Below are 19474 nucleotides of genomic sequence, written 5' to 3'. Positions count from 1 at the left end.
GGATGCGCATTATAGGGAGATCTCGGATTAGCGCAAGTGTTTTTTTAAAATAATTTACTGTTCGTTCAAAACTCCAACAAGACGTATAAAAACCCCACAGTAAAGATTAAATATCACTCAATTTTAGCAAAATGCGCCGCAAATTCGCTTACTTTATTCCAATCAGTATATTCAATTTCTTTTGTAGGATCCGTTTCACCTTTAGTCATCTTCATAATTAATTGGATCATAACTCTATCAATCCATTTATAACGAGGATAAAAAAGTGCGCCAGCAAAGACACCCGTTAACGTTGGTTTCCATGGAGTCTTATCTAAAAACTTACGCATATAAGCATTCGTCTCGGGTGTATTCTTTTCTGCTTTTCTTGCCGTAAGATTAACGCCAAAGAATGCGGACGGCATACTATTCAATTGTGCAAGATGACGAGTGATAAATTTATCGAGCGCTTTATTAAAGTAACCATAACGAATCGAAGCGCCCACTAAGACTTTATTATAAGCAGATAAATTTAAACTCTGCTGAACAGAGGTTAAATCTCTCACATCACATTCATGACCGTGTTGTCTTAATTCATTCGCGATTTGTGTCATTATTTTTTTAGTTTGACCATCAGTACTACAATACAACAATAGCGCGCTCATACATTACTCCTTGTATTAGGTTAATCACGCCAAAACGTTGGGGTAAATAAAACCAATAGTGTGAAAACTTCTAGTCGCCCAAATAACATTGTCACGACCAATATCCATTTTGCAGCTGGATTCATTGTCGTGAAGTTATCGGCGACAATCCCTAATCCAGGACCAAGATTATTTAATGTAGTGGCAATAGCAGAAAATGCAGAAAATTCATCAACGCCTGTTGCTATCAACAACATTAAGCTAATAATAAAGACCAGCGCATAAGCGGAGAAAAATCCCCACACAGCTTCAATAATACGTTCGGGTAATGCTCGGTGACCAAGTTTGATGGTATAAACCGCATTTGGGTGAACAAGACGTTTTAATTCACGATTCCCTTGTAGGAATAAAAGCAAGATACGAATGACTTTCAATCCCCCACCCGTTGATCCTGCACAGCCACCAATAAACGCCGAGCATAATAATAGAAGAGGCAAAAATGCAGGCCATTGTGCAAAGCTATCCGTGGCAAATCCCGCAGTTGTCGCCATAGAGACAACTTGGAAAAAAGCCTGGTTTATGGTTATCCATCCTGTGTCGTATACAGAATAAAGCCATAGAATACCGCTACAGATAATGACTAATCCCAATTGAATTGAGATAAACATACGAAATTCAGGATCACGCCAATAAATATTTAAGCTTCTTCCCGTTAGTACGGCAAAGTGCAAACCAAAGTTACAACCAGAAATCAGAAGAAATACACCAATAATGATGTTAATGGTTGGGCTATTAAAATAACCAATACTGGCATCGTGAGTAGAAAACCCACCAATTGCAATAGTTGAAAAGCTATGAGAAATAGCATCAAACACATCCATGCCCGCAATCCATAATGCTAAGGCACAAATGATCGTTAATAAGACATAGATAAGCCAAAGTGCTTTCGCTGTTTCTGCAATTCGAGGCCGCATTTTGTTATCTTTCAATGGACCTGGCATTTCTGCGCGATATAACTGCATTCCCCCAACACCTAAAAGAGGGAGAATAGCGACAGCTAATACGATGATCCCCATTCCTCCTAACCATTGGAGCATTTGGCGATAAAACAGAATAGCTTTAGGTAATGAATCTAGCCCTACAAGCGTTGTGGCTCCTGTTGTAGTCAGTCCAGAGAAAGATTCAAAAAAGGCATCAGTAATAGAAAGATGAGGTTGCTCAGAAAAGATAAACGGCAATGCCCCTACACTACCCAGTACCGTCCAAAATAAGACAACAATAAGAAAGCCTTCTTTAGGCTTAAGCTCACTTTTTTTATGTCGATTGGGGATCCACAGCATTAACCCAATGATCAAGGCTACAATAAATGTTTGGCTAAATGCACGCCCTGCACCATCTCGATATATTAATGCAACAATACCAGGAATGATCATCGTGACAGAAAATAAGATAACAAGCAGTCCGACAATACGGGTTATTGAACGAAAATGCATTTAGCGATTTCCTTGGTAGCAAAGATTATTCATTTTTATCTAACGGGATTAATTGCATACTGCCACGACTTATATCACGTAGTTTAACTTCAACTTCACCGCTATGCACGGCAGGCAATGAAAGTATAAAAGTGACTTTATCAGTATATTCACTTGAAAGTACTTGCCCCTGATATTGTTCAACAACTTGTTCAAGTAATGAAACCAGTGAATATTCACACGCTACACTAAAACGCAACTGTGGCACTTTCGTTTTTGTTGGCAAAAGCTTTAATGCTTGTTGAACACCACTGCCATAAGCTCTAACTAACCCACCAGTTCCTAATTTGATCCCACCGAAATACCGAACAACCACTGCGGTAACTTCTCCCATTCCACTCCCTAAAAGAGGTGCAAGAATAGGTTTTCCCGCAGTACCTGTTGGCTCACCATCATCAGAAAAACCTAATTGTTGTGAGTCATCGGGTCTTCCTGCAACAAAAGCCCAACAGTGGTGCCGGGCATCAGGAAATTGTTCTTTGATAGACTGGATATACACTTTTGCTGCATCAATACCTTCAGTGTGAGCAATAAATGTAATAAAACGACTCTTCTTTATTTCTTCACTGAATTCTACGGTTTCAGCGGGGATCAAATACGCTTTCATCAGGCTAAGTGTAAATCTCTGGTCATATTTTCAATTTTGTTATCGTGGATAATAATATTATCTTCAATACGAATACCACCAAATGGTTTGAAATGCTCAATAAGCTTCCAATTGAAATGAGTACTGTATTTTCCTTCTTTCCAAGGCTCTAGCAGAGAGTCGATAAAGTAAAATCCAGGTTCAATTGTTAATACCATGCCTGGTTCAACAATACGTGTGCAACGTAAGAATGGATACATTGCAGGAGCCGCTAAGTGGGTTCCTTTATCATCTTGCATAAATCCAGCTGCATCATGAACTTGCAGACCTAAAGCATGCCCTAAGCCATGAGGTAAAAATGGTGTAGTTAATCCAGCACTCACCATCTCTTCTTCACTCACACCTTTAACAATACCGTATTTATTAAGTAGCCCAGCAATACGTCGATGCATTTGAACATGGTATTCAGTATAACGCACACCCGCTTTCATCGTTGCAATCAGCGCTTGTTGCGCATCATTCATATCTTTAACTAATGAAGTAAATTCATGATTTTCTTTTGCGCTATAAGTACGAGTGATATCTGCTGCGTAGCCATTATACTCTGCACCGGCATCAATAAGGAAACTACGATATTCATCTGGTGATTCATGATCTAATTTGGTGTAGTGCAAAACAGCGGCGTGTTCATTTAATGCGACAATATTGCCGTAAGGAACATCGGTATCACGATGACCCGTAGCCATTAAATACGCCATATTAATATCAAACTCACTTAATCCAGCTTGAAAAGCTTCATGAGCGGCAATATGTCCGTTGACGGCCATTTTTTGTGCTTCACGCATACAAGCTAATTCATAACCTGTTTTATAGGCGCGGTAATAATGATAATAATTAAGAAGAGATTGATTGTTGATATTATCAATACTCACACCTAATGATTCTGCTCGCTGTATATTTGGACCAATATAAGCGGTATTTTTATTAATATAAGGTGCTAGCTCTTTCTGAATATCATCAACATTTTTAAGATGAATTAACTCAACTTCATGAGTCCAATAGCTACTTGGTAAAGCTTCAACACTGTGCCAATAGTCAACTGGGGAATAGAACCATAATTTAGGTTTATTAACACCATCCGCTAATAACCAACAATGTGGTACATCTGTTACAGGCACCCATGCTTTAAAATGAGCATTCACTTTAAAAGGGTAATCACTGTCATCAAGGAAAACACGGATAGGTTCACCAGAATGAATTAATACCGAATCAAGATGGTGTCTGGATAAAGCATCACGAGTACGATTTTGTAGAGTTTTGATATGTTCTTGGTACAGAGAGAGCAATTTTTCCATTATTAATTACCTTATCTTATTCATTGTTAATGATTCAGCTTAACACGCCAACTCTTTGAGTGGCTAACCCCATAACAAAAATAGATTATTACCGATTTATCTCCCCTCGTTTTATCAAACTGAGCAACAACATAGAATTCAATAAGTTGAATAATTTCACTGTGATCACCCTTGCAGTTTTTTAATCAAATATTTGCATTTATTTAACATAGTATTCACACTCTTATTATCTGGTCATACCAGTCTATACATTTAGGGAGAATACAAATGCTCTATCAAAGCGAAAATATTCAAGCCGATTGGGTGAAACAAGGTATTGTTGAACTCATTTTTAACGCCAAAGGTTCTATTAACAAATTAGATACCAAAACGGTTGCAATGCTAAGTGAAGCTTTAACCGTATTAGAAGCAACACCAGGCCTGAAAGGTGTTATCTTGCGTTCCGAAAAACCGGCTTTTATTGTCGGTGCTGATATTACCGAGTTTTTATCCCTTTTTGATGCCCCTGAAGAAGAATTAACTCAGTGGCTACACTTCTCTAATCAGATTTTTAGTCGACTTGAAGACCTACCTGTTCCTACCGTTTCTGCTATCAATGGCTATGCCCTTGGCGGTGGTTGCGAGTGCGTACTTGCTACTGATTTTCGTATTGCTTCTCCTGATTTACGTATCGGTTTACCAGAAACAAGACTTGGGATCATGCCTGGCTTTGGCGGTTCAGTACGCCTTCCTCGTTTGATTGGTGTCGATAACGCATTAGAAATTATTACTGCTGGTAAAGATGTTGATGCCCAAACTGCACTTAAAAATGGATTAATCCAAGCAATTGTCCCTCTAGAAAATTTAAAAGAAAGTGCTATTTCGCTAATCGAGCAAGCAATTGAAGGCAAAATTGATTGGAAAGCTGCACGTCATCCAAAAATAGCACCATTAAGACTGACAGAGCTTGAACATAAAATGTCTTTCAGTGTGGCTAAAGGTATGGTGATGAAAGTAGCAGGCCCTCACTATCCAGCACCGATCACGGCAGTAAGAACTATTGAAAAAGCGGCATTTCTAAATAGAGATGAAGCACTGGCTATCGAAACTGAAAATTTTGTCAAACTCACACGTACTGATGTTGCAAAAGCCTTAGTCGGTATTTTCCTTAATGATCAGTATGTCAAAAATATCACGAAAAAACGTCATGCTGAATTACCTAAACAAGCGGCGGTCTTAGGCGCTGGGATAATGGGCGGTGGAATATCCTACCAATCTGCCTTAAAAGGTATTCCCGTTGTAATGAAAGATATTAACCAAAAATCCCTTGAGCTTGGTATGAATGAAGCGTTAAGCCTATTACAAAAACGCCAAGAAAAAGGTCGAATGAGTGCCGTAGATATGGCAAAAACGCTCGCCTCTATTCAACCTACATTGAATTATGTTTCTGTCAGTGATGCGGATGTTGTGGTTGAAGCCGTTGTTGAAAATCCCAAAGTAAAAGCAACTGTACTCGCAGAAACAGAAGCACTATTAGCTGATCACGCGGTACTTGCGTCAAATACCTCTACAATCCCTATTTCCCTGCTCGCAAAATCCTTAAAGCGTCCTGAGAATTTCTGTGGGATGCACTTCTTTAACCCAGTTCATCGAATGCCACTGGTTGAAATCATAAAAGGTGAAAAAACCAGTGAAGAGACGATTAACCGTATTGTCAGTTACGCTAGTAAAATGGGTAAAACACCGATTATCGTTAATGATTGCCCTGGTTTCTTTGTAAACCGTGTCCTCTTTCCTTATTTTGCTGGGTTCTCTCTATTACTAAGAGATGGTGCTGATTTTCTTGCTGTAGATAAAGTGATGGAAAAAGTATTTGGCTGGCCTATGGGACCGGCGTACCTACTTGATGTTGTAGGCATTGATACGGCAAATCATGCTCAAGCCGTAATGGCTCAGGGTTTCCCTGACAGAATGGGTACAATTGAACGAGATGCTATTGCTCTTTTATATGAGCAACAGCGATATGGTCAGAAAAATAATCATGGTTTCTATAATTACACAGTTGATAAACGGGGTAAAAAGCAGAAATCTGTTGATGGTCAAATTCAAACGCTTATTCAGCAAAATGCTGGCAAAACACAAGATTTTAGCCAAGATGTAATTATCGCTCGCATGATGATCCCGATGATCAATGAAGTTATCCGTTGTTTAGATGAAGGTATTATTGCTTCACCAGCAGAAGCTGATATTGCATTAGTTTATGGCTTAGGCTTCCCTCCTTTCCGAGGAGGTGTCTTCCGTTATCTTGATACCATCGGATTAGCGCAATTTGTTGCAGATGCACAGCAATACGCCTCATTAGGATCTCTTTATCAAATTCCTGAAAGCTTAAAACAGAAAGCGCAACGCAACGAAACCTATTATCCAAAGCCCGCAAAAGTAGATGTTAACATCAGAGAACTCGCTTAAGGAGATATGAAATGGAAAAGGTTGTCATAATTGATGGTATTCGTACTCCAATGGGACGCTCAAAAGGTGGTGCATTTCGCCATATCAGAGCGGAAAATCTCTCTGCACAATTGATGCAAGCACTACTAACACGCAATCCGAATATTAATCCTAATGATATTGGTGATGTGATTTGGGGCTGTGTACAACAAACTTTAGAGCAAGGTTTTAATATTGCTCGTAATGCGGCGTTATTGGCTGAACTTCCACACAAGGTTCCGGCAGTTACAGTTAATCGGTTATGTGGTTCATCAATGCAAGCATTACATGATGGTGCACGCCAAATTATGCTGGGTGATAGTCAAGTAGCATTAATTGGCGGTGTTGAACATATGGGTCACGTACCGATGACTTATAATGCAGATTTTAATCCATCACTTAATCTTTCTGTCGCTAAAGCCTCATTTTCAATGGGATTAACGGCAGAGATGCTGGCTAAATCATTCCAAATTTCACGCGAAGAACAAGATAAATTCTCTTACCGTTCTCATCATTTAGCGGCTCTTGCAACGCAACAAGGCTATTTTGATAATGAGATAATTGCGATTAATGGTCATGATGCAACAGGTAATTTTATTAATGTCAAAAATGATGAAGTTATTCGTTATAACCCAAGCCTTGATGAATTAGCCCAGCTTAAACCTGTGTTTGATCCTGCTACGGGCTCTGTTACAGCAGGCAATTCATCCGCAGTTTCTGATGGTGCATCCGCCATGTTTATAACCAGTGAACGTTATGCTAAAGAGCATAATTTAAAGCCTCGTGCCATTATTCGTTCTATGGCAGTGACAGGATGTGATCCTGCAATTATGGGTTATGGCCCTGTTCCTGCAACAGAAATCGCGTTGAAAAAAGCAGGATTAACATTAGGTGATATTGATATTTTTGAGCTAAATGAAGCATTTGCCGCACAGTCATTAGCATGTATGAAGAAAATGAATCTGCTCGATAGCATAGATGACAAGATTAATTTAAATGGCGGAGCAATTGCCTTAGGGCATCCTTTAGGATGTTCAGGCTCTCGAATAACCACTTCATTATTAAATATTATGGAGCGTAAAGATGCACAATTTGGCTTAGCCACAATGTGTATTGGATTAGGACAAGGTATTGCAACGATTATAGAACGTGTTTAATACGATATTCTGTATATCCACGCTCTGATCGTTAGGGGAACGTATTCTTTTCGATTGCATGGTTAGAAACCATTTTCCCGCCGTCAGGGGCGGGTTTTTTTATGGTTTTAAAAACGAAAATAATAACAAATAACGGGGTACTATCGTTTTATCAGATAAATTCAAAGGCATCGCTAAATAAGCGAGTTTTATCTGCATTACGCTCATTACAAAAGCGATCTCTGGCTATTTTCGCCATTTCAAAACGCCCTGCGATGTAAATATCATATTCTGATAAATCACCAAAATCTTCGCTTATTGCCGTTAATACCGTACCTTTGCGGCCACGCCAAGTCTCATCAGGCTGTTCAACAACTGGAATAACGGATAACGATGGATGCAATTCTGATAATTCTTGTAATTCATTGAGATCATAGAGATGAACGCTTTCTCTTCCCCCCCAATAAATTGTAATAGGTCGTTGAGGATTTTCAGCTAACGCGGCCAATAGAATTGAATGGGTATAAGAGAATCCTGTACCGCCAGCAATCAATAGTAATGGACGTTGACTCTCTTTTTGAAACCACGCATTCCCATGAGGAATATCAATGGTAAGCTGCTGTTTTTCTAATATCACATCAAGCACTGCCATCGCATAAAGATTGAGTTCAGACGCACCAATATGAAGTTCAATAAAGTCTTTATTTTCAGGTATAGATGCAATAGAAAAAGGACGTTTATCACGCTCATCCATAACAGCTAAAAGATATTGTCCAGCCTGAAAATCAAATTCGCCATCAGGTAATAGCCTTACCCGATAAACCGTATCTGTCATCGGCTCAACAAGTGAGACTTTACAATTCAATATTGCCATGTTGTTCCTCTGTTCTTATTTAAGAATATCGAGCTGTTCCCAAATAGTATCGACTCGTTGCTTAACTTCATCAGACATCACAATAGGTCTACCCCATTCTCTATCTGTCTCACCCGGCCATTTGTTCGTCGCATCAAGACCCATTTTTGATCCCAATCCTGAAACAGGTGAAGCGAAGTCGAGATAATCAATAGGCGTATTTTCCATCATAATGGTATCTCTTGCAGGATCCATTCTGGTCGTAATTGCCCAAATCACATCTTTCCAATCTCTTGCATTAACATCATCATCGCAAACAATCACAAATTTGGTGTACATAAATTGCCGTAAGTAAGACCAAACTCCCATCATTACGCGTTTAGCATGACCCGCATACTGTTTCTTCATTGTCACAACGGCTAAACGGTAAGAACATCCTTCAGGAGGTAGATAAAAATCGACAATTTCAGGAAACTGTTTTTGTAATATCGGAACAAGCACTTCATTCAACGCAACACCTAATACTGCGGGTTCATCAGGTGGACGACCTGTATAGGTTGAATGATAAATTGCATCTTTACGGCGCGTTAAATGCGTAATGGTAAACACAGGGAAAGAGTCAATCTCATTATAATATCCTGTGTGATCACCATATGGCCCTTCTGGGGCTAATTCGCCTGGTTCAATGTAACCTTCAAGGATAATTTCAGCACTTGCAGGGACTTCAAGATCATTTGAAAGACATTTTACAACTTCTGATTTATTGCCCCGTAATAAACCCGCGAATGCATATTCAGATAAGGTATCTGGTACAGGTGTTACTGCACCTAAAATAGTCGCAGGATCTGCCCCTAATGCTACGGAAACAGGGAATCGCTCACCGGGATGTTTTTGACACCACTCTTGAAAATCTAACGCACCACCACGATGCGATAACCAGCGCATAATCACTTTATTTTTACCCAGCACCTGCTGGCGATAAATACCGAGATTTTGGCGCTCTTTCAATGGGCCACGAGTCACCGTTAATCCCCAAGTAATCAAAGGTGCCGCATCTTCAGGCCAACAATGCATAACAGGAATTTTTGTGAGATCAACATCATCACCTGTTAAAACCACTTCCTGACAAGGCGCTTTACTCAAGCGTTTTGTTGGCATATTTAAAACTTGTTTAAACTTAGGTAACTTATCAAAGAGATCACGAAAACCTTTCGGAGGATCAGGCTCTTTTAGAAAAGCCAATAGCTTTCCAACTTCGTGTAAGGCTTTAACATCATCTTGCCCCATCCCCATTGCCACACGCTCTGGTGTACCAAATAAGTTACAAAGCACGGGCATATCATACCCTTTAGGATTTTCAAACAACAGCGCTGGCCCACCGGCACGTAAAGTTCTGTCCGCTATTTCGGTCATTTCAAGGTAGGGATCTATTTCATAGGCGATACGTTTTAATTCACCTTTTTCTTCTAATAATGAAAGGAAATCTCTTAAATCGCGGTATTTCATCATAATCTTACGAGCCAGTGAGTGAAAGAAAAGAGGGCCAATGCCCTCTTTGAGACGCTATAAGCTAAACGCATAACTCACTAAAATGCAATGCTTTTTATTTAATAGCGTTCACTATACTTATAAACAGCGGAATGGAACCCACTCTGAAAGTAACTTAGTATCAAACTGTTCAGGGAATGTTTTTCCATGTTGGAAGATTTTAAAACCTTCATTTTTAGCGCTGTAATAACGTAATTCTTCACCTTGAATATATAAGTAACTTCCTTCACGGATAGCCACAACAATCTCTTCAGGGTTAATTGCACAAAACTCTGCAATACGCTCATCACGAGTTTCACCCATATGACCACTGATAGAAGCATCAATGTAATGTGGGTTAATTTGAACAGGGAATAGGCCTAATGAAGGCATAATAACAGAGGAACGTACAGGCATATCATTAGTGGTACGAATTGTTGGTGTCGCGACGTTACAACCTGCGCTCCAACCAATATACGGAATATTACGCTCACGTACGGCGCGTTGGATTGGAACAACTAATCCTTTCTCATGCAGCATTTGGTTTAATAACCAAGTATTGCCACCACTGACTAAAATACATTCTGCATTGTTGATTGCATCAACTTCTGAATCAAAATGTTCAATACAAGTAACTTCAATACCTAACACTTCTGATAAATCACGAGCACGTTGATCATGATCGGAACGAATAACGGCATAAGCAATTAATACAGCAGAACGAATACCGCGTTTTTTAATCATGCTATCGATATTATCTTTTGCATAACTTAACCAACGTGGATCCCCGGCAATTTTTCCGTTACTTAATAAAAAAACTTCCATTACAGAACCTCTTTATAATTATGAACAAAATTCTAAGATAATTATCTTGAGAGCTTTTTCTTATTTTTACCATCACTTTTTTATTAACTTGTTACCTCTATCCGAGATCCAAGTGAAAGTAACAAAAACAAGCCTTTTTATTGCGAATAAACACAGCTTTTCTGTTCTTTTTTCAGTATAAAACCACGTTAACCTATTTTTTATTTAATCCCCCGATAGATGACTGTTACCTTAATGATAAATTTGCTATTATCACTTAAATTAAATTTAACTAACCTATTGTCTCTATTATGAAAAACTGGCATTTGCTGTATTGCAAACGAGGACAAATTCCTCGTGCTATCGAACACTTAGAACGTCAGCAAGTGGGTTGTTTTACACCTATGGTAACCATAGAAAAAGTACTAAGAGGAAAGCGCACTACCGTAACAGAACCGCTTTTCCCTAATTATCTTTTTATAGAGTTCGATCCTGAAGTGATCCATACCACGACCATTAACTCAACGCGTGGAGTAAACTCATTTGTTCGCTTTGGGCAATATCCTGTCACTGTTCCTCAAGATGTGATTGATACACTGCAAATCCCTCAGCTTTCTTCTCTCACTTATAGCGAAGAAAATGTACCTCACAGTGGCGATAGCGTATTAATAACAGAGGGGATTTTTCAAGGGATCAAAGCCATATATCAAGAGCCTGATGGTGAAGCCCGTTCGATTTTGCTTTTAAATATATTAAATAGTGAAGTGAAAAAATCAGTGGGAAATAAAGAGTTTAAAAAAGAGTTGCTCTAGAAAAATTTAACCCAGCAATTGCTGGGCTAATATCATATGATTTTAGAAAATCGGTTCTAAAATTATTTTTGCTGTTCTGCTTCAGTTTCGGCCTCTGCTTCCTCAGCTCCTTCTTCATCTGTTCTTCTTCCCTTACCTACATAAAAGCGCGATACCATGACACCGATTTCAAACAGTAAGTACATAGGTATTGCGAGTAAGGTTTGAGAGAAAACATCTGGTGGTGTCAAGATCATACCAACGACAAAGGCACCTACAAGAATATAAGGGCGTTTTTTCTTTAATGCTTCAGGTGTCGTTACACCACTCCAGCACAGTAAAATAATCGCAATAGGTACTTCAAAAGCTGCACCAAACGCCATAAATAACGTCATTACGAAACTTAGATATTTACTGATATCTGGAATAAAGTTAACCCCTTCAGGGGTTGTATTAACAAAGAAGCCAAACGCGAGAGGGAACACAACAAAATAAGCAAACGCCATACCGAGATAGAATAATACCGTACTTGAAACAAGTAATGGCAGCATTAAGCGGCGTTCGTGTTTATACAATGCTGGTGCGATAAAAGCCCATACCTGATAAAGAATAATAGGTACAGAAGCAAAAATGGATACCATGATTGTCAATTTAATCGGAGTCAAAAAGGTAGAGGCAACATCCGTCGCACTCATATTTGACCCTTTTGGCAACTTATCGAGTAATGGAGCCGAGACTAATTGATAGATATCGTTAGAAAAATAAACCAGCGCTAAAAAAACCACTAGAACTGAGACTAAGCTATACATCAAACGCTTACGAAGTTCTATTAAATGGCTGATCAGCGGTTGGGTATCATTTACTGCCATGTTTTAATGCTCACCATTGACCTGATCAGTTGTTTTTTTCTCTATTGTTACTGGTTGAGTAACAGGAACTTCTGTCTTTGTAACACTTTCTGCCACAGGTTTATGGCGATTAGCATCATCATTAACTTCATCAGCTTCAGCAAGTGCAGCTAAATCAGAAGGTGAAGGTTCCGTAGAGTCGGTTTTTACAGACTGCTCTTTCGTGGAGTCTGGCGTTGTAGGTGCATGATAAGTTTGTTTTAAAGACTGTGCAGCCTCTTTTAACTCATCCATAGACGCTTTCAGCTCTGGCGATAACGTTTGCAAATTCGCTTTCTCTTCAACTTTTTTCAAGCTCTCTTGGAGTTCTTGAAGTTTTAGTTCTTGAGTCAGTTCATTTTGCACATTCGCAGCCAAAGAGCGTAGCGCCCTTACCCAGCCAGCAATTGTTTTTACTGCTACGGGCAAACGTTCTGGCCCCAGAAAAACAAGACCAATCACCATGACCAATAGCAGCTGACTAAAACCAATGTCAAACACGGTTTACACCTGCTCTTTGTTTTTGCTCTCAGTTGTAGACTTCTCTTCTGTTGAAGTCTTCTGCGCTAAATTTTTAGTATCAAAATCTGCGTCATTATTTGTTTTTTCAGCGTTGCTGGTGTCTTTATCTGCAGTTTCGTCACCAATCGCTTTTTTAAAGCCTTTTACTGATGCGCCTAAATCTGAGCCTAATGTGCGCAGTTTATTTGTACCAAATAATAAGACAACGATGACAGCGATGATGAGTAATTGCCAAATGCTAATACCGCCCATTTTATGTTCCTCAACTATTTTCGGGGTTATACTTAATAACAGTGCCCATTATATACAACGAATTCAATTTTCGGGAATCTCGAATTCATCTTTTAACTTGCTCAAAGACAAACTTTGATGTGTTTTTATTGTGCATTACCAGATCTAAACCAACCCAAAATCCATGCAAGAAGACCTAAACTGATAAAAACACTGAATAATGTTTTAAAACCAGAAACAAAAAACAGGCTACCGCATAAAAACAGTGTTGTACCTATACCCAATAAAAATAAAGACTGTCTCTGTTTGACTCTTTGAGAACCTATTTGTTCCGTCAATTTGTCTAGCGTTAACTTCATATTTTTATGTTGTTTCAGACTATCATAAACCAGCTCTGGTATCTCTGGCATTTTTTCAATCCAATAAGGTGCCTTACTCTTGATACCGTTCATTAATGCCGTGATACCAATTTGACTATGCAACCAATCTTCTAAGAAAGGTTTTGCCGTTTTCCATAAATCCAATTGTGGATATAATTGGCGTCCAAGCCCTTCAACATAAAGCAATGTTTTTTGAAGTAAAACTAATTGCGGTTGTACTTCCATATTGAAACGACGTGCTGTATTGAAAAGATTAAGTAACACATGTCCAAATGAGATTTCAGAAAGTGGTTTTTCAAAAATCGGTTCACACACAGTGCGGATCGCAAATTCAAAATCTTCCACATTGGTATCTGCTGGCACCCAGCCCGAATCAACATGTAATTCTGCAACTTTTCGATAATCACGGTTAAAGAAAGCTAAGAAGTTTTCAGCTAAATAGCGTTTATCTTCTTTATTTAATGAGCCAACAATACCGCAATCAATACCGATATAATATGGGTTCTCAGGGTGATCATAGCTAATGAACACATTACCAGGATGCATATCAGCATGGAAAAAACTGTCTCTAAACACCTGAGTGAAAAAGACTTTTACACCACGCTCTGCAAGAAGCTTCATATTTGTCTTTTGTGCATTCAACGCTTCAATATCAGAAACGGGAATACCATAAATACGCTCCATTACCATCACGTTTTCATGGCAATAATCTGAATACACTTCAGGAATATACAACATTGAGCTATTTTCAAAATTACGACGTAGCTGAATAGCATTCGCAGCTTCACGCAGTAAATTTAGCTCATCAAGTAATGTTTTCTCGTATTCGCGGATCACCTCTTTTGGCCGTAAACGACGACCATCAGGTAAAAACGGTAATAGATTTGCCAAGCGATACATCAAACGGATATCCGCTTTGATCACTGGTTGAATATCGGGACGAATAACTTTTAGTACCACTTCTTTGCCGTTTTCTTTTAATTTTGCAGTGTGAACCTGCGCAATAGAAGCGGAAGCGAGTGGAGTTTCATCAAAATCATCAAACCATTGGTCGATAGGGCAACCAAATGAGTTTTCAATATATTGTCGTGCTTTCTTACCATCAAAAGGAGCAACTTTGTCTTGCAATAAAGCAAGCTGGTCAGCGATTTGAGGAGGGAAAAGATCACGTCGAGTTGATAACATTTGGCCTAATTTAATCCAAACAGGACCTAATGTTTGCAATGCGAGTCGTAAGCGTTCACCTAATGGTTTTTCTGGATGTTTATTTTTGATCCAAAATAGTGCTCGGCATCCTAATCTTACAGGTAAAGTAATTCGGTGTTTAGGAATTAACTCATCAAGCCCATAAGATAAAAATACCTGAATAATATGATAGAGGCGCTTTAACTCACTAAGGAGCATTATTTTTTCTCCAATGTGCCTAACCGTTTTTCCAGTTCGGCGGTTTGCTGTGCAAGTTCTTCTATTTCATCATAAAAATGGACTGTTTCTAATGCACTAGGTGCGGTTTTCCACTCTTCAATTAACGCGTCACGTAAATAATCTTTTTGGTGACTTAAGAGTGAAGAAAATAACTGAACGCCCTTTCCTGCAACAACAGTCAGACTTTGCGCCGCAATATCACCAATATAAGGAGCTAAATATTGCGCGGGATCCCACTGCGCCATATCTAATAATGCAGACCAATTTTGAACAACCTGCATATCACCATCAATAGTAATATCACCACGGTTGATCAGTTCTGACATTTTTTGACGATCACGAAGCTTAATCAGTGTTAATAGTTTTGTTTTTATCAAACAATCGGTTTCATCATCCCACTGACTTAATACATCAACTTGTTGTTCGCTAAAGACTAAGTAGATGGAACGAGGAAACTCATTGATAGAAAGCGCCAACACTTTGCCCGCAAGGCGATTGCGGGCAGGTTTAAGCACATTTTCCTGATATAAAACGTGATTAAGCGCTGTCTCCATGGATGCGGTTAGCAGCGGATACAGTACTTGAGAAGCAATATCATGAGAAAAAGTGGCTTTTTCCATCTCAGAATTTAAATCCTTTGTGTAATGCAACTATACCTCCGGTCATATTGGTATAGGTAACTTGATCAAATCCTGCTTCTTCCATCATACCTTTTAGTGTTTCTTGGTCTGGATGCATGCGAATGGACTCCGTTAAATAACGGTAACTTTCAGCATCATTCACAATCACTTGACCAATTTTAGGTAGGATATGGAAAGAGTAAGCGTCATAAATCTTACTTAAAGGATCAAGAACAGGTTTAGAGAATTCCAACACCAGCAGACGTCCACCTGGCTTTAATACACGGAACATTGAGCGTAAAGCTTTTGCTTTATCAGTCACATTACGTAAACCAAAGGAGATTGTAATGCAATCAAAATGGTTATCAGGGAAAGGTAACTCTTCAGCATTTGCTTGCACATAGTTAACATTGCCGACAATACCGTGGTCGCGTAGCTTTTCACGACCCATTTTCAACATTGAGTCATTGATATCAGCTAAAACAACTTCCCCATTTTCGCCCACGAGACGAGAAAATTTAGCTGTTAAATCACCAGTACCACCCGCAAGATCAAGAACACGTTGGTTACGTCTTACACCACTCGCTTCAATGGTATAGCGTTTCCAGATACGGTGAACACCAAAAGACATCAAGTCATTCATTAAATCATACTTAGACGCGACAGAGTGAAAAACCCTTGCAACCATGGTTTGTTTATCATCTTTGTCAACGGTTTGGAAACCAAAATCTGTTGTTTCCTTAGTTTGTTGAGTCATATTATTTGCCCGCTAATTAATCAAAATTTAGTAAATTCAGTACTGGCCGTTTTCAGAAGTCTTTATCTCTTTATTTTATTAAATCAATCAGATGCTGATTTTTCAATGAGATCATTATCAATCGTTTTTTTTATCTCAACCCCTAAGGATTTAAAGCCTTCCGCTTGACTGATAAGATTTCCACGACCTTCAGAGAGTTTTTTCATCGCTAATAGATAGCCAGATTGCGCTTTTTGAATACTATTTCCTAGCCCTTGCATATCATCAACGAAAAGTCTTAATTTGTCATACATTTTAGCCGCTCTGTCTGCAATTTCTTGCGCATTTTGGCTTTGATATTCATAACGCCACAATGCGGCTATTGTACGCAAAGCAACAAGTAAAGTAGATGGCCCAACTAACATAATATTGTTTTTCAATGCTTCTTCTAGCAAGTCTGGAGAATGACCAATTGCAACAAGATAAGCGGGCTCAATAGGTATAAACATTAAAACATAGTCTAAAGACGTTATACCCGGTAGTTTATGATAATCTTTTACACTCAATCCTTTAATATGCGCTCTAATTGAGTTTACATGCGCACAAAGCGCCTGCTTACGTTGATTATCATCTTCACTATTAAAATACTTTTCATACGCCACCAGCGACATTTTAGCGTCGATAATAACATCTCGGCCATGAGGTAAATGTACAATGACATCAGGTTGATAACGCCCACCATTTTCATGACGAATACTCACCTGTGTTTCAAACTCATGACCTTCGCGTAACCCTGACGATTCTAATATACGTGCTAATACCGTTTCACCCCAGTTACCTTGAACTTTATTATCCCCTTTGAGGGCATTGGTTAGGTTAACGGCTTCTTGCGCCATTTTTACATTTAATTGTTGGAGCTGGCGAATTTCATGAACCAAAGTATGTCGCTCTCTGGCTTCTTGCCCAAAACCATCTTGAACTTGTCGTCGAAAGCTTTCGAGTTGCTCACGAAATGGTGACAGTAAATGGGTTAATCCTTGGCGATTTAACTCTTCGGCTTTACGCCCACTCTGTTCAAAAATACGATTAGCTAAGTTCTCAAACTGTGTTGCAAGCCGTTGCTCACTATTAATTAATAATCGCTGTTTTTCTTCTGCGGATATTCGGCTTTCTTCCCAACGAGTTGTCACTTCTCTTAATTCAGCTTCTTGAGAAGTAATAATTTCTCTCTGAGCACGTAATTCTTGCTCTAGCTGTTCTATATTTTGTTGTAAAGAGGGGATAATCACCGCTTTTTCTTGGGCGATAGCAAGCTGTGTATGATTTTCACGTAGCATGGCTTCTTTATCGGATAAACGTTGTTGGATAGACCACCAAACCAGCGCGCCGCCAACAAGCACTCCACCTAATAAACCAATGATCCCGTATAACAACTGAATATCCACTAAAGTGACCTTTTTACTTTCCAGCGGGCTACGTTAAAACGCATAGGTAATATTGTCTAGCAACAATTTACATCATGACTTGATTTGCGATAAAGGACGCAGTTATCCCATCCATTTCGCAAGCCATTGCAAACCAAAAGCACCGGGCGCCAAAATACCAAATGCCCAAATCATCGCTGATATTAAATTAGCAATTTGAAAATAACGTTGTGGCATTGCGCAAATACCCGCAACTAATGGGACAATTGCACGAAAAGGTCCAAAAAATCGTCCAATAAACACCCCCCAAATTCCCCAACGATTAAAGAATTGATGACCTCTAACTAATGTTTGTGGTGAACGTGAAATGGGCCACAAGTTTCTCACCCCATCTTTATAGTGAAATCCTACCCAGTAGGATACCCAATCACCAAAGAAAGCGCCTAATGCAGCAGCAAGCCAAATCGGCCAGAAAAACAGACCACTCTCACCAATTAAAGCACCTAATCCCAATAAAATAACTGTGGCAGGAATAAGCAAAGAGATAAATGCAAGTGACTCACCAAAAGCAAGAAAAAACACGATCGGAATAGCCCAGACTTCGTGCTCTTTTACAAAGAGAGTGATGGTATGAATAATGTCTTGTACTGTCAAAATAAAGACCTTAAATTCGGTTAACCTAAGTGAAATAATAAATTGATTAACCGAATATAAATCACTTTATTATTCGAGAAAATAATTTTGTAAGGAATCTCGGCTAGACGCATCTAGACCGATATCTTTCTCTAGCCAAGTATCCACATTACCGTAATGCTGATTAATACTCGCCAATGCTGTTTGCAGAAACTCTTCTTGTACTGAATAAACATAGGCAAATTTATCAACAATGTTATCACTCATTGTTTTAGCATGTTCTTCTAAAAGATAAGCGCGATAAGGCGCTAATGTTTCATTGGTAAGTAGGTAATCTTCCATCACTACATCTAAAGATGCACCCAGCGCAAATAACACTAAAGCAGAGCCAACACCTGTTCTGTCTTTACCCACAGCACAATGTTGCACAACGCCCCCTTTCTCAGGTTGCTTTAATAATGTTGCCAATTGTTTATATGCAGGGTTATTAATAGGAAGTAATTTATATAACTGAAACATAAAAGCTTTGGCATCAAATTGCTCAAGTATTTCAGGAGTCAGCTTTTCAAGGTTTGCAGAAACTTCTTTGGATAGCGGGTTTGCAGGAGCATGGTAATATTGCGCACCTTCCCAGATACGGTCTGGTTTATCAACAATTTCACCACTATCGCGATAATCAATGATTTGAAAAAGATTTTTATCAATAAGAAGGGATTGATCCGTATCCGTCAGCCTATCCAGTGATCCAGCTCGAAATAACATACCTGGCTTGATAATACCACCGTTGCTTAATTTTTTACCTCCTAAATCACGGAAGTTAATTCCACCGGTTAAAGGCAACACTGAAGGGTGTGTCTGCAAAATATCAGTCATATTTATTTTCTCATTGTTATATTGTAAATAATTCTCAATTACATTATCAAAAATGCAGTTCTATTGACAT

At 39.0% G+C, this 19474-nt stretch carries 19 protein-coding genes; 3 read left to right on the top strand and 16 right to left on the bottom strand.

The genetic code is table 11. The features are described from left to right. Positions 1-113: 113 nt before the first annotated feature. Genes hemG through pepQ form a run of 4 tightly spaced genes read right to left on the bottom strand, consistent with a single transcriptional unit; the run spans position 114 to position 4096 of the window. Entirely contained in the window at positions 114-644 is a 531-nt protein-coding gene (gene hemG / locus ACNART_RS14325) for a menaquinone-dependent protoporphyrinogen IX dehydrogenase (RefSeq protein ID WP_198620171.1), read from the bottom strand. Positions 645-664: 20 nt separating this feature from the next. Then, complete coding sequence (trkH, locus tag ACNART_RS14320) at positions 665-2116, bottom strand: Trk system potassium transporter TrkH (protein WP_036914641.1); 1452 nt, start codon at positions 2114-2116, stop codon at positions 665-667. Between the two features lie 25 nt (positions 2117-2141). Beyond that, complete coding sequence (locus ACNART_RS14315; RefSeq protein WP_368927585.1) at positions 2142-2762, bottom strand: IMPACT family protein; 621 nt, start codon at positions 2760-2762, stop codon at positions 2142-2144. Then, positions 2762-4096: a Xaa-Pro dipeptidase gene (gene pepQ, locus ACNART_RS14310; protein WP_109372593.1), complete on the bottom strand. Its 1335-nt coding sequence runs from the start codon at positions 4094-4096 to the stop codon at positions 2762-2764. Before pepQ ends, ACNART_RS14315 begins: the two co-directional genes overlap by 1 nt. A 267-nt stretch (positions 4097-4363) precedes the next feature. Between pepQ and fadB the strand changes: the two genes are divergently transcribed. Both fadB and fadA read left to right on the top strand, forming a co-directional pair. Continuing rightward, positions 4364-6544 carry a fatty acid oxidation complex subunit alpha FadB gene (gene fadB, locus ACNART_RS14305; protein WP_368927587.1) on the top strand — a complete coding sequence of 727 codons (2181 nt, stop codon included), beginning with the start codon at positions 4364-4366 and terminating at the stop codon, positions 6542-6544. A gap of 11 nt (positions 6545-6555) precedes the next feature. Further along, positions 6556-7719 carry an acetyl-CoA C-acyltransferase FadA gene (gene fadA, locus ACNART_RS14300; protein WP_368927589.1) on the top strand — a complete coding sequence of 388 codons (1164 nt, stop codon included), beginning with the start codon at positions 6556-6558 and terminating at the stop codon, positions 7717-7719. Positions 7720-7870: 151 nt separating this feature from the next. Here the strand turns inward: fadA and fre are convergent, their stop codons facing one another. The 3 genes from fre to pepE form a co-directional block, all read right to left on the bottom strand. Continuing rightward, entirely contained in the window at positions 7871-8572 is a 702-nt protein-coding gene (fre, locus tag ACNART_RS14295) for an NAD(P)H-flavin reductase (protein WP_196533469.1), read from the bottom strand. Between the two features lie 15 nt (positions 8573-8587). Then, the gene (ubiD, locus tag ACNART_RS14290) at positions 8588-10057 is read right to left on the bottom strand and encodes a 4-hydroxy-3-polyprenylbenzoate decarboxylase (RefSeq protein WP_198620260.1); all 1470 of its coding nucleotides are present in this window, start codon (positions 10055-10057) and stop codon (positions 8588-8590) included. Positions 10058-10177: 120 nt separating this feature from the next. Beyond that, positions 10178-10903, bottom strand: coding sequence for a dipeptidase PepE (gene pepE / locus ACNART_RS14285; RefSeq protein ID WP_100158028.1), 726 nt, complete (start codon positions 10901-10903; stop codon positions 10178-10180). 290 nt (positions 10904-11193) lie between these two features. On the opposite strand from pepE, the gene rfaH reads away from it, so the two are divergent. Next, positions 11194-11694 (top strand): transcription/translation regulatory transformer protein RfaH, encoded by a 501-nt coding sequence (gene rfaH / locus ACNART_RS14280; RefSeq protein WP_198620175.1) that lies wholly within the window; start codon positions 11194-11196, stop codon positions 11692-11694. Positions 11695-11756: 62 nt separating this feature from the next. Here the strand turns inward: rfaH and tatC are convergent, their stop codons facing one another. The 9 genes from tatC to ACNART_RS14235 form a co-directional block, all read right to left on the bottom strand. Next, positions 11757-12542, bottom strand: a complete 786-nt coding sequence (gene tatC, locus ACNART_RS14275; protein ID WP_198620176.1) for a Sec-independent protein translocase subunit TatC — start codon at positions 12540-12542, stop codon at positions 11757-11759. A 3-nt stretch (positions 12543-12545) separates the two neighbouring features. Then, a complete protein-coding gene (gene tatB / locus ACNART_RS14270) occupies positions 12546-13061 on the bottom strand; it encodes a Sec-independent protein translocase protein TatB (protein ID WP_109372599.1) in 516 nt (171 codons plus the stop codon). Positions 13062-13064: 3 nt separating this feature from the next. Further along, on the bottom strand, positions 13065-13334 hold the full coding sequence (gene tatA / locus ACNART_RS14265) for a Sec-independent protein translocase subunit TatA (protein WP_151434098.1): 270 nt from the start codon (positions 13332-13334) through the stop codon (positions 13065-13067). Positions 13335-13459: 125 nt separating this feature from the next. Continuing rightward, complete coding sequence (gene ubiB, locus ACNART_RS14260) at positions 13460-15097, bottom strand: ubiquinone biosynthesis regulatory protein kinase UbiB (protein ID WP_196533472.1); 1638 nt, start codon at positions 15095-15097, stop codon at positions 13460-13462. Continuing rightward, on the bottom strand, positions 15097-15738 hold the full coding sequence (locus ACNART_RS14255; protein WP_075672295.1) for a ubiquinone biosynthesis accessory factor UbiJ: 642 nt from the start codon (positions 15736-15738) through the stop codon (positions 15097-15099). The genes ubiB and ACNART_RS14255 overlap by 1 nt, the downstream gene beginning before the upstream one ends. 1 nt (position 15739) lies before the next feature. Next, a complete protein-coding gene (gene ubiE / locus ACNART_RS14250) occupies positions 15740-16495 on the bottom strand; it encodes a bifunctional demethylmenaquinone methyltransferase/2-methoxy-6-polyprenyl-1,4-benzoquinol methylase UbiE (RefSeq protein WP_075672293.1) in 756 nt (251 codons plus the stop codon). Between the two features lie 83 nt (positions 16496-16578). Next, entirely contained in the window at positions 16579-17919 is a 1341-nt protein-coding gene (gene rmuC, locus ACNART_RS14245; RefSeq protein ID WP_109372603.1) for a DNA recombination protein RmuC, read from the bottom strand. A 102-nt stretch (positions 17920-18021) separates the two neighbouring features. Next, a complete protein-coding gene (locus tag ACNART_RS14240) occupies positions 18022-18552 on the bottom strand; it encodes a DedA family protein (protein WP_198620177.1) in 531 nt (176 codons plus the stop codon). Between the two features lie 69 nt (positions 18553-18621). Beyond that, positions 18622-19404 (bottom strand): tyrosine-protein phosphatase, encoded by a 783-nt coding sequence (locus ACNART_RS14235; protein ID WP_198620178.1) that lies wholly within the window; start codon positions 19402-19404, stop codon positions 18622-18624. Positions 19405-19474 lie beyond the last annotated feature (70 nt).

This window comes from Proteus sp. LHD240705 (assembly GCF_047921555.1).
GTDB lineage: Bacteria > Pseudomonadota > Gammaproteobacteria > Enterobacterales > Enterobacteriaceae > Proteus.
The sequence above is the reverse complement of the archived record's forward strand: the minus strand, read 5'-3'. Positions and strand labels throughout refer to the sequence as shown.

Bases quoted from the DNA above. Each gene is read 5' to 3' on its own strand.
- hemG (WP_198620171.1), bottom strand. From the start codon at position 644: ATGAGCGCGCTATTGTTGTATTGTAGTACTGATGGTCAAACTAAAAAA.
- trkH (WP_036914641.1), bottom strand. From the start codon at position 2,116: ATGCATTTTCGTTCAATAACCCGTATTGTCGGACTGCTTGTTATCTTA.
- ACNART_RS14315 (WP_368927585.1), bottom strand. From the start codon at position 2,762: ATGAAAGCGTATTTGATCCCCGCTGAAACCGTAGAATTCAGTGAAGAA.
- pepQ (WP_109372593.1), bottom strand. From the start codon at position 4,096: ATGGAAAAATTGCTCTCTCTGTACCAAGAACATATCAAAACTCTACAA.
- fadB (WP_368927587.1), top strand. From the start codon at position 4,364: ATGCTCTATCAAAGCGAAAATATTCAAGCCGATTGGGTGAAACAAGGT.
- fadA (WP_368927589.1), top strand. From the start codon at position 6,556: ATGGAAAAGGTTGTCATAATTGATGGTATTCGTACTCCAATGGGACGC.
- fre (WP_196533469.1), bottom strand. From the start codon at position 8,572: ATGGCAATATTGAATTGTAAAGTCTCACTTGTTGAGCCGATGACAGAT.
- ubiD (WP_198620260.1), bottom strand. From the start codon at position 10,057: ATGAAATACCGCGATTTAAGAGATTTCCTTTCATTATTAGAAGAAAAA.
- pepE (WP_100158028.1), bottom strand. From the start codon at position 10,903: ATGGAAGTTTTTTTATTAAGTAACGGAAAAATTGCCGGGGATCCACGT.
- rfaH (WP_198620175.1), top strand. From the start codon at position 11,194: ATGAAAAACTGGCATTTGCTGTATTGCAAACGAGGACAAATTCCTCGT.
- tatC (WP_198620176.1), bottom strand. From the start codon at position 12,542: ATGGCAGTAAATGATACCCAACCGCTGATCAGCCATTTAATAGAACTT.
- tatA (WP_151434098.1), bottom strand. From the start codon at position 13,334: ATGGGCGGTATTAGCATTTGGCAATTACTCATCATCGCTGTCATCGTT.
- ubiB (WP_196533472.1), bottom strand. From the start codon at position 15,097: ATGCTCCTTAGTGAGTTAAAGCGCCTCTATCATATTATTCAGGTATTT.
- ACNART_RS14255 (WP_075672295.1), bottom strand. From the start codon at position 15,738: ATGGAAAAAGCCACTTTTTCTCATGATATTGCTTCTCAAGTACTGTAT.
- ubiE (WP_075672293.1), bottom strand. From the start codon at position 16,495: ATGACTCAACAAACTAAGGAAACAACAGATTTTGGTTTCCAAACCGTT.
- ACNART_RS14235 (WP_198620178.1), bottom strand. From the start codon at position 19,404: ATGACTGATATTTTGCAGACACACCCTTCAGTGTTGCCTTTAACCGGT.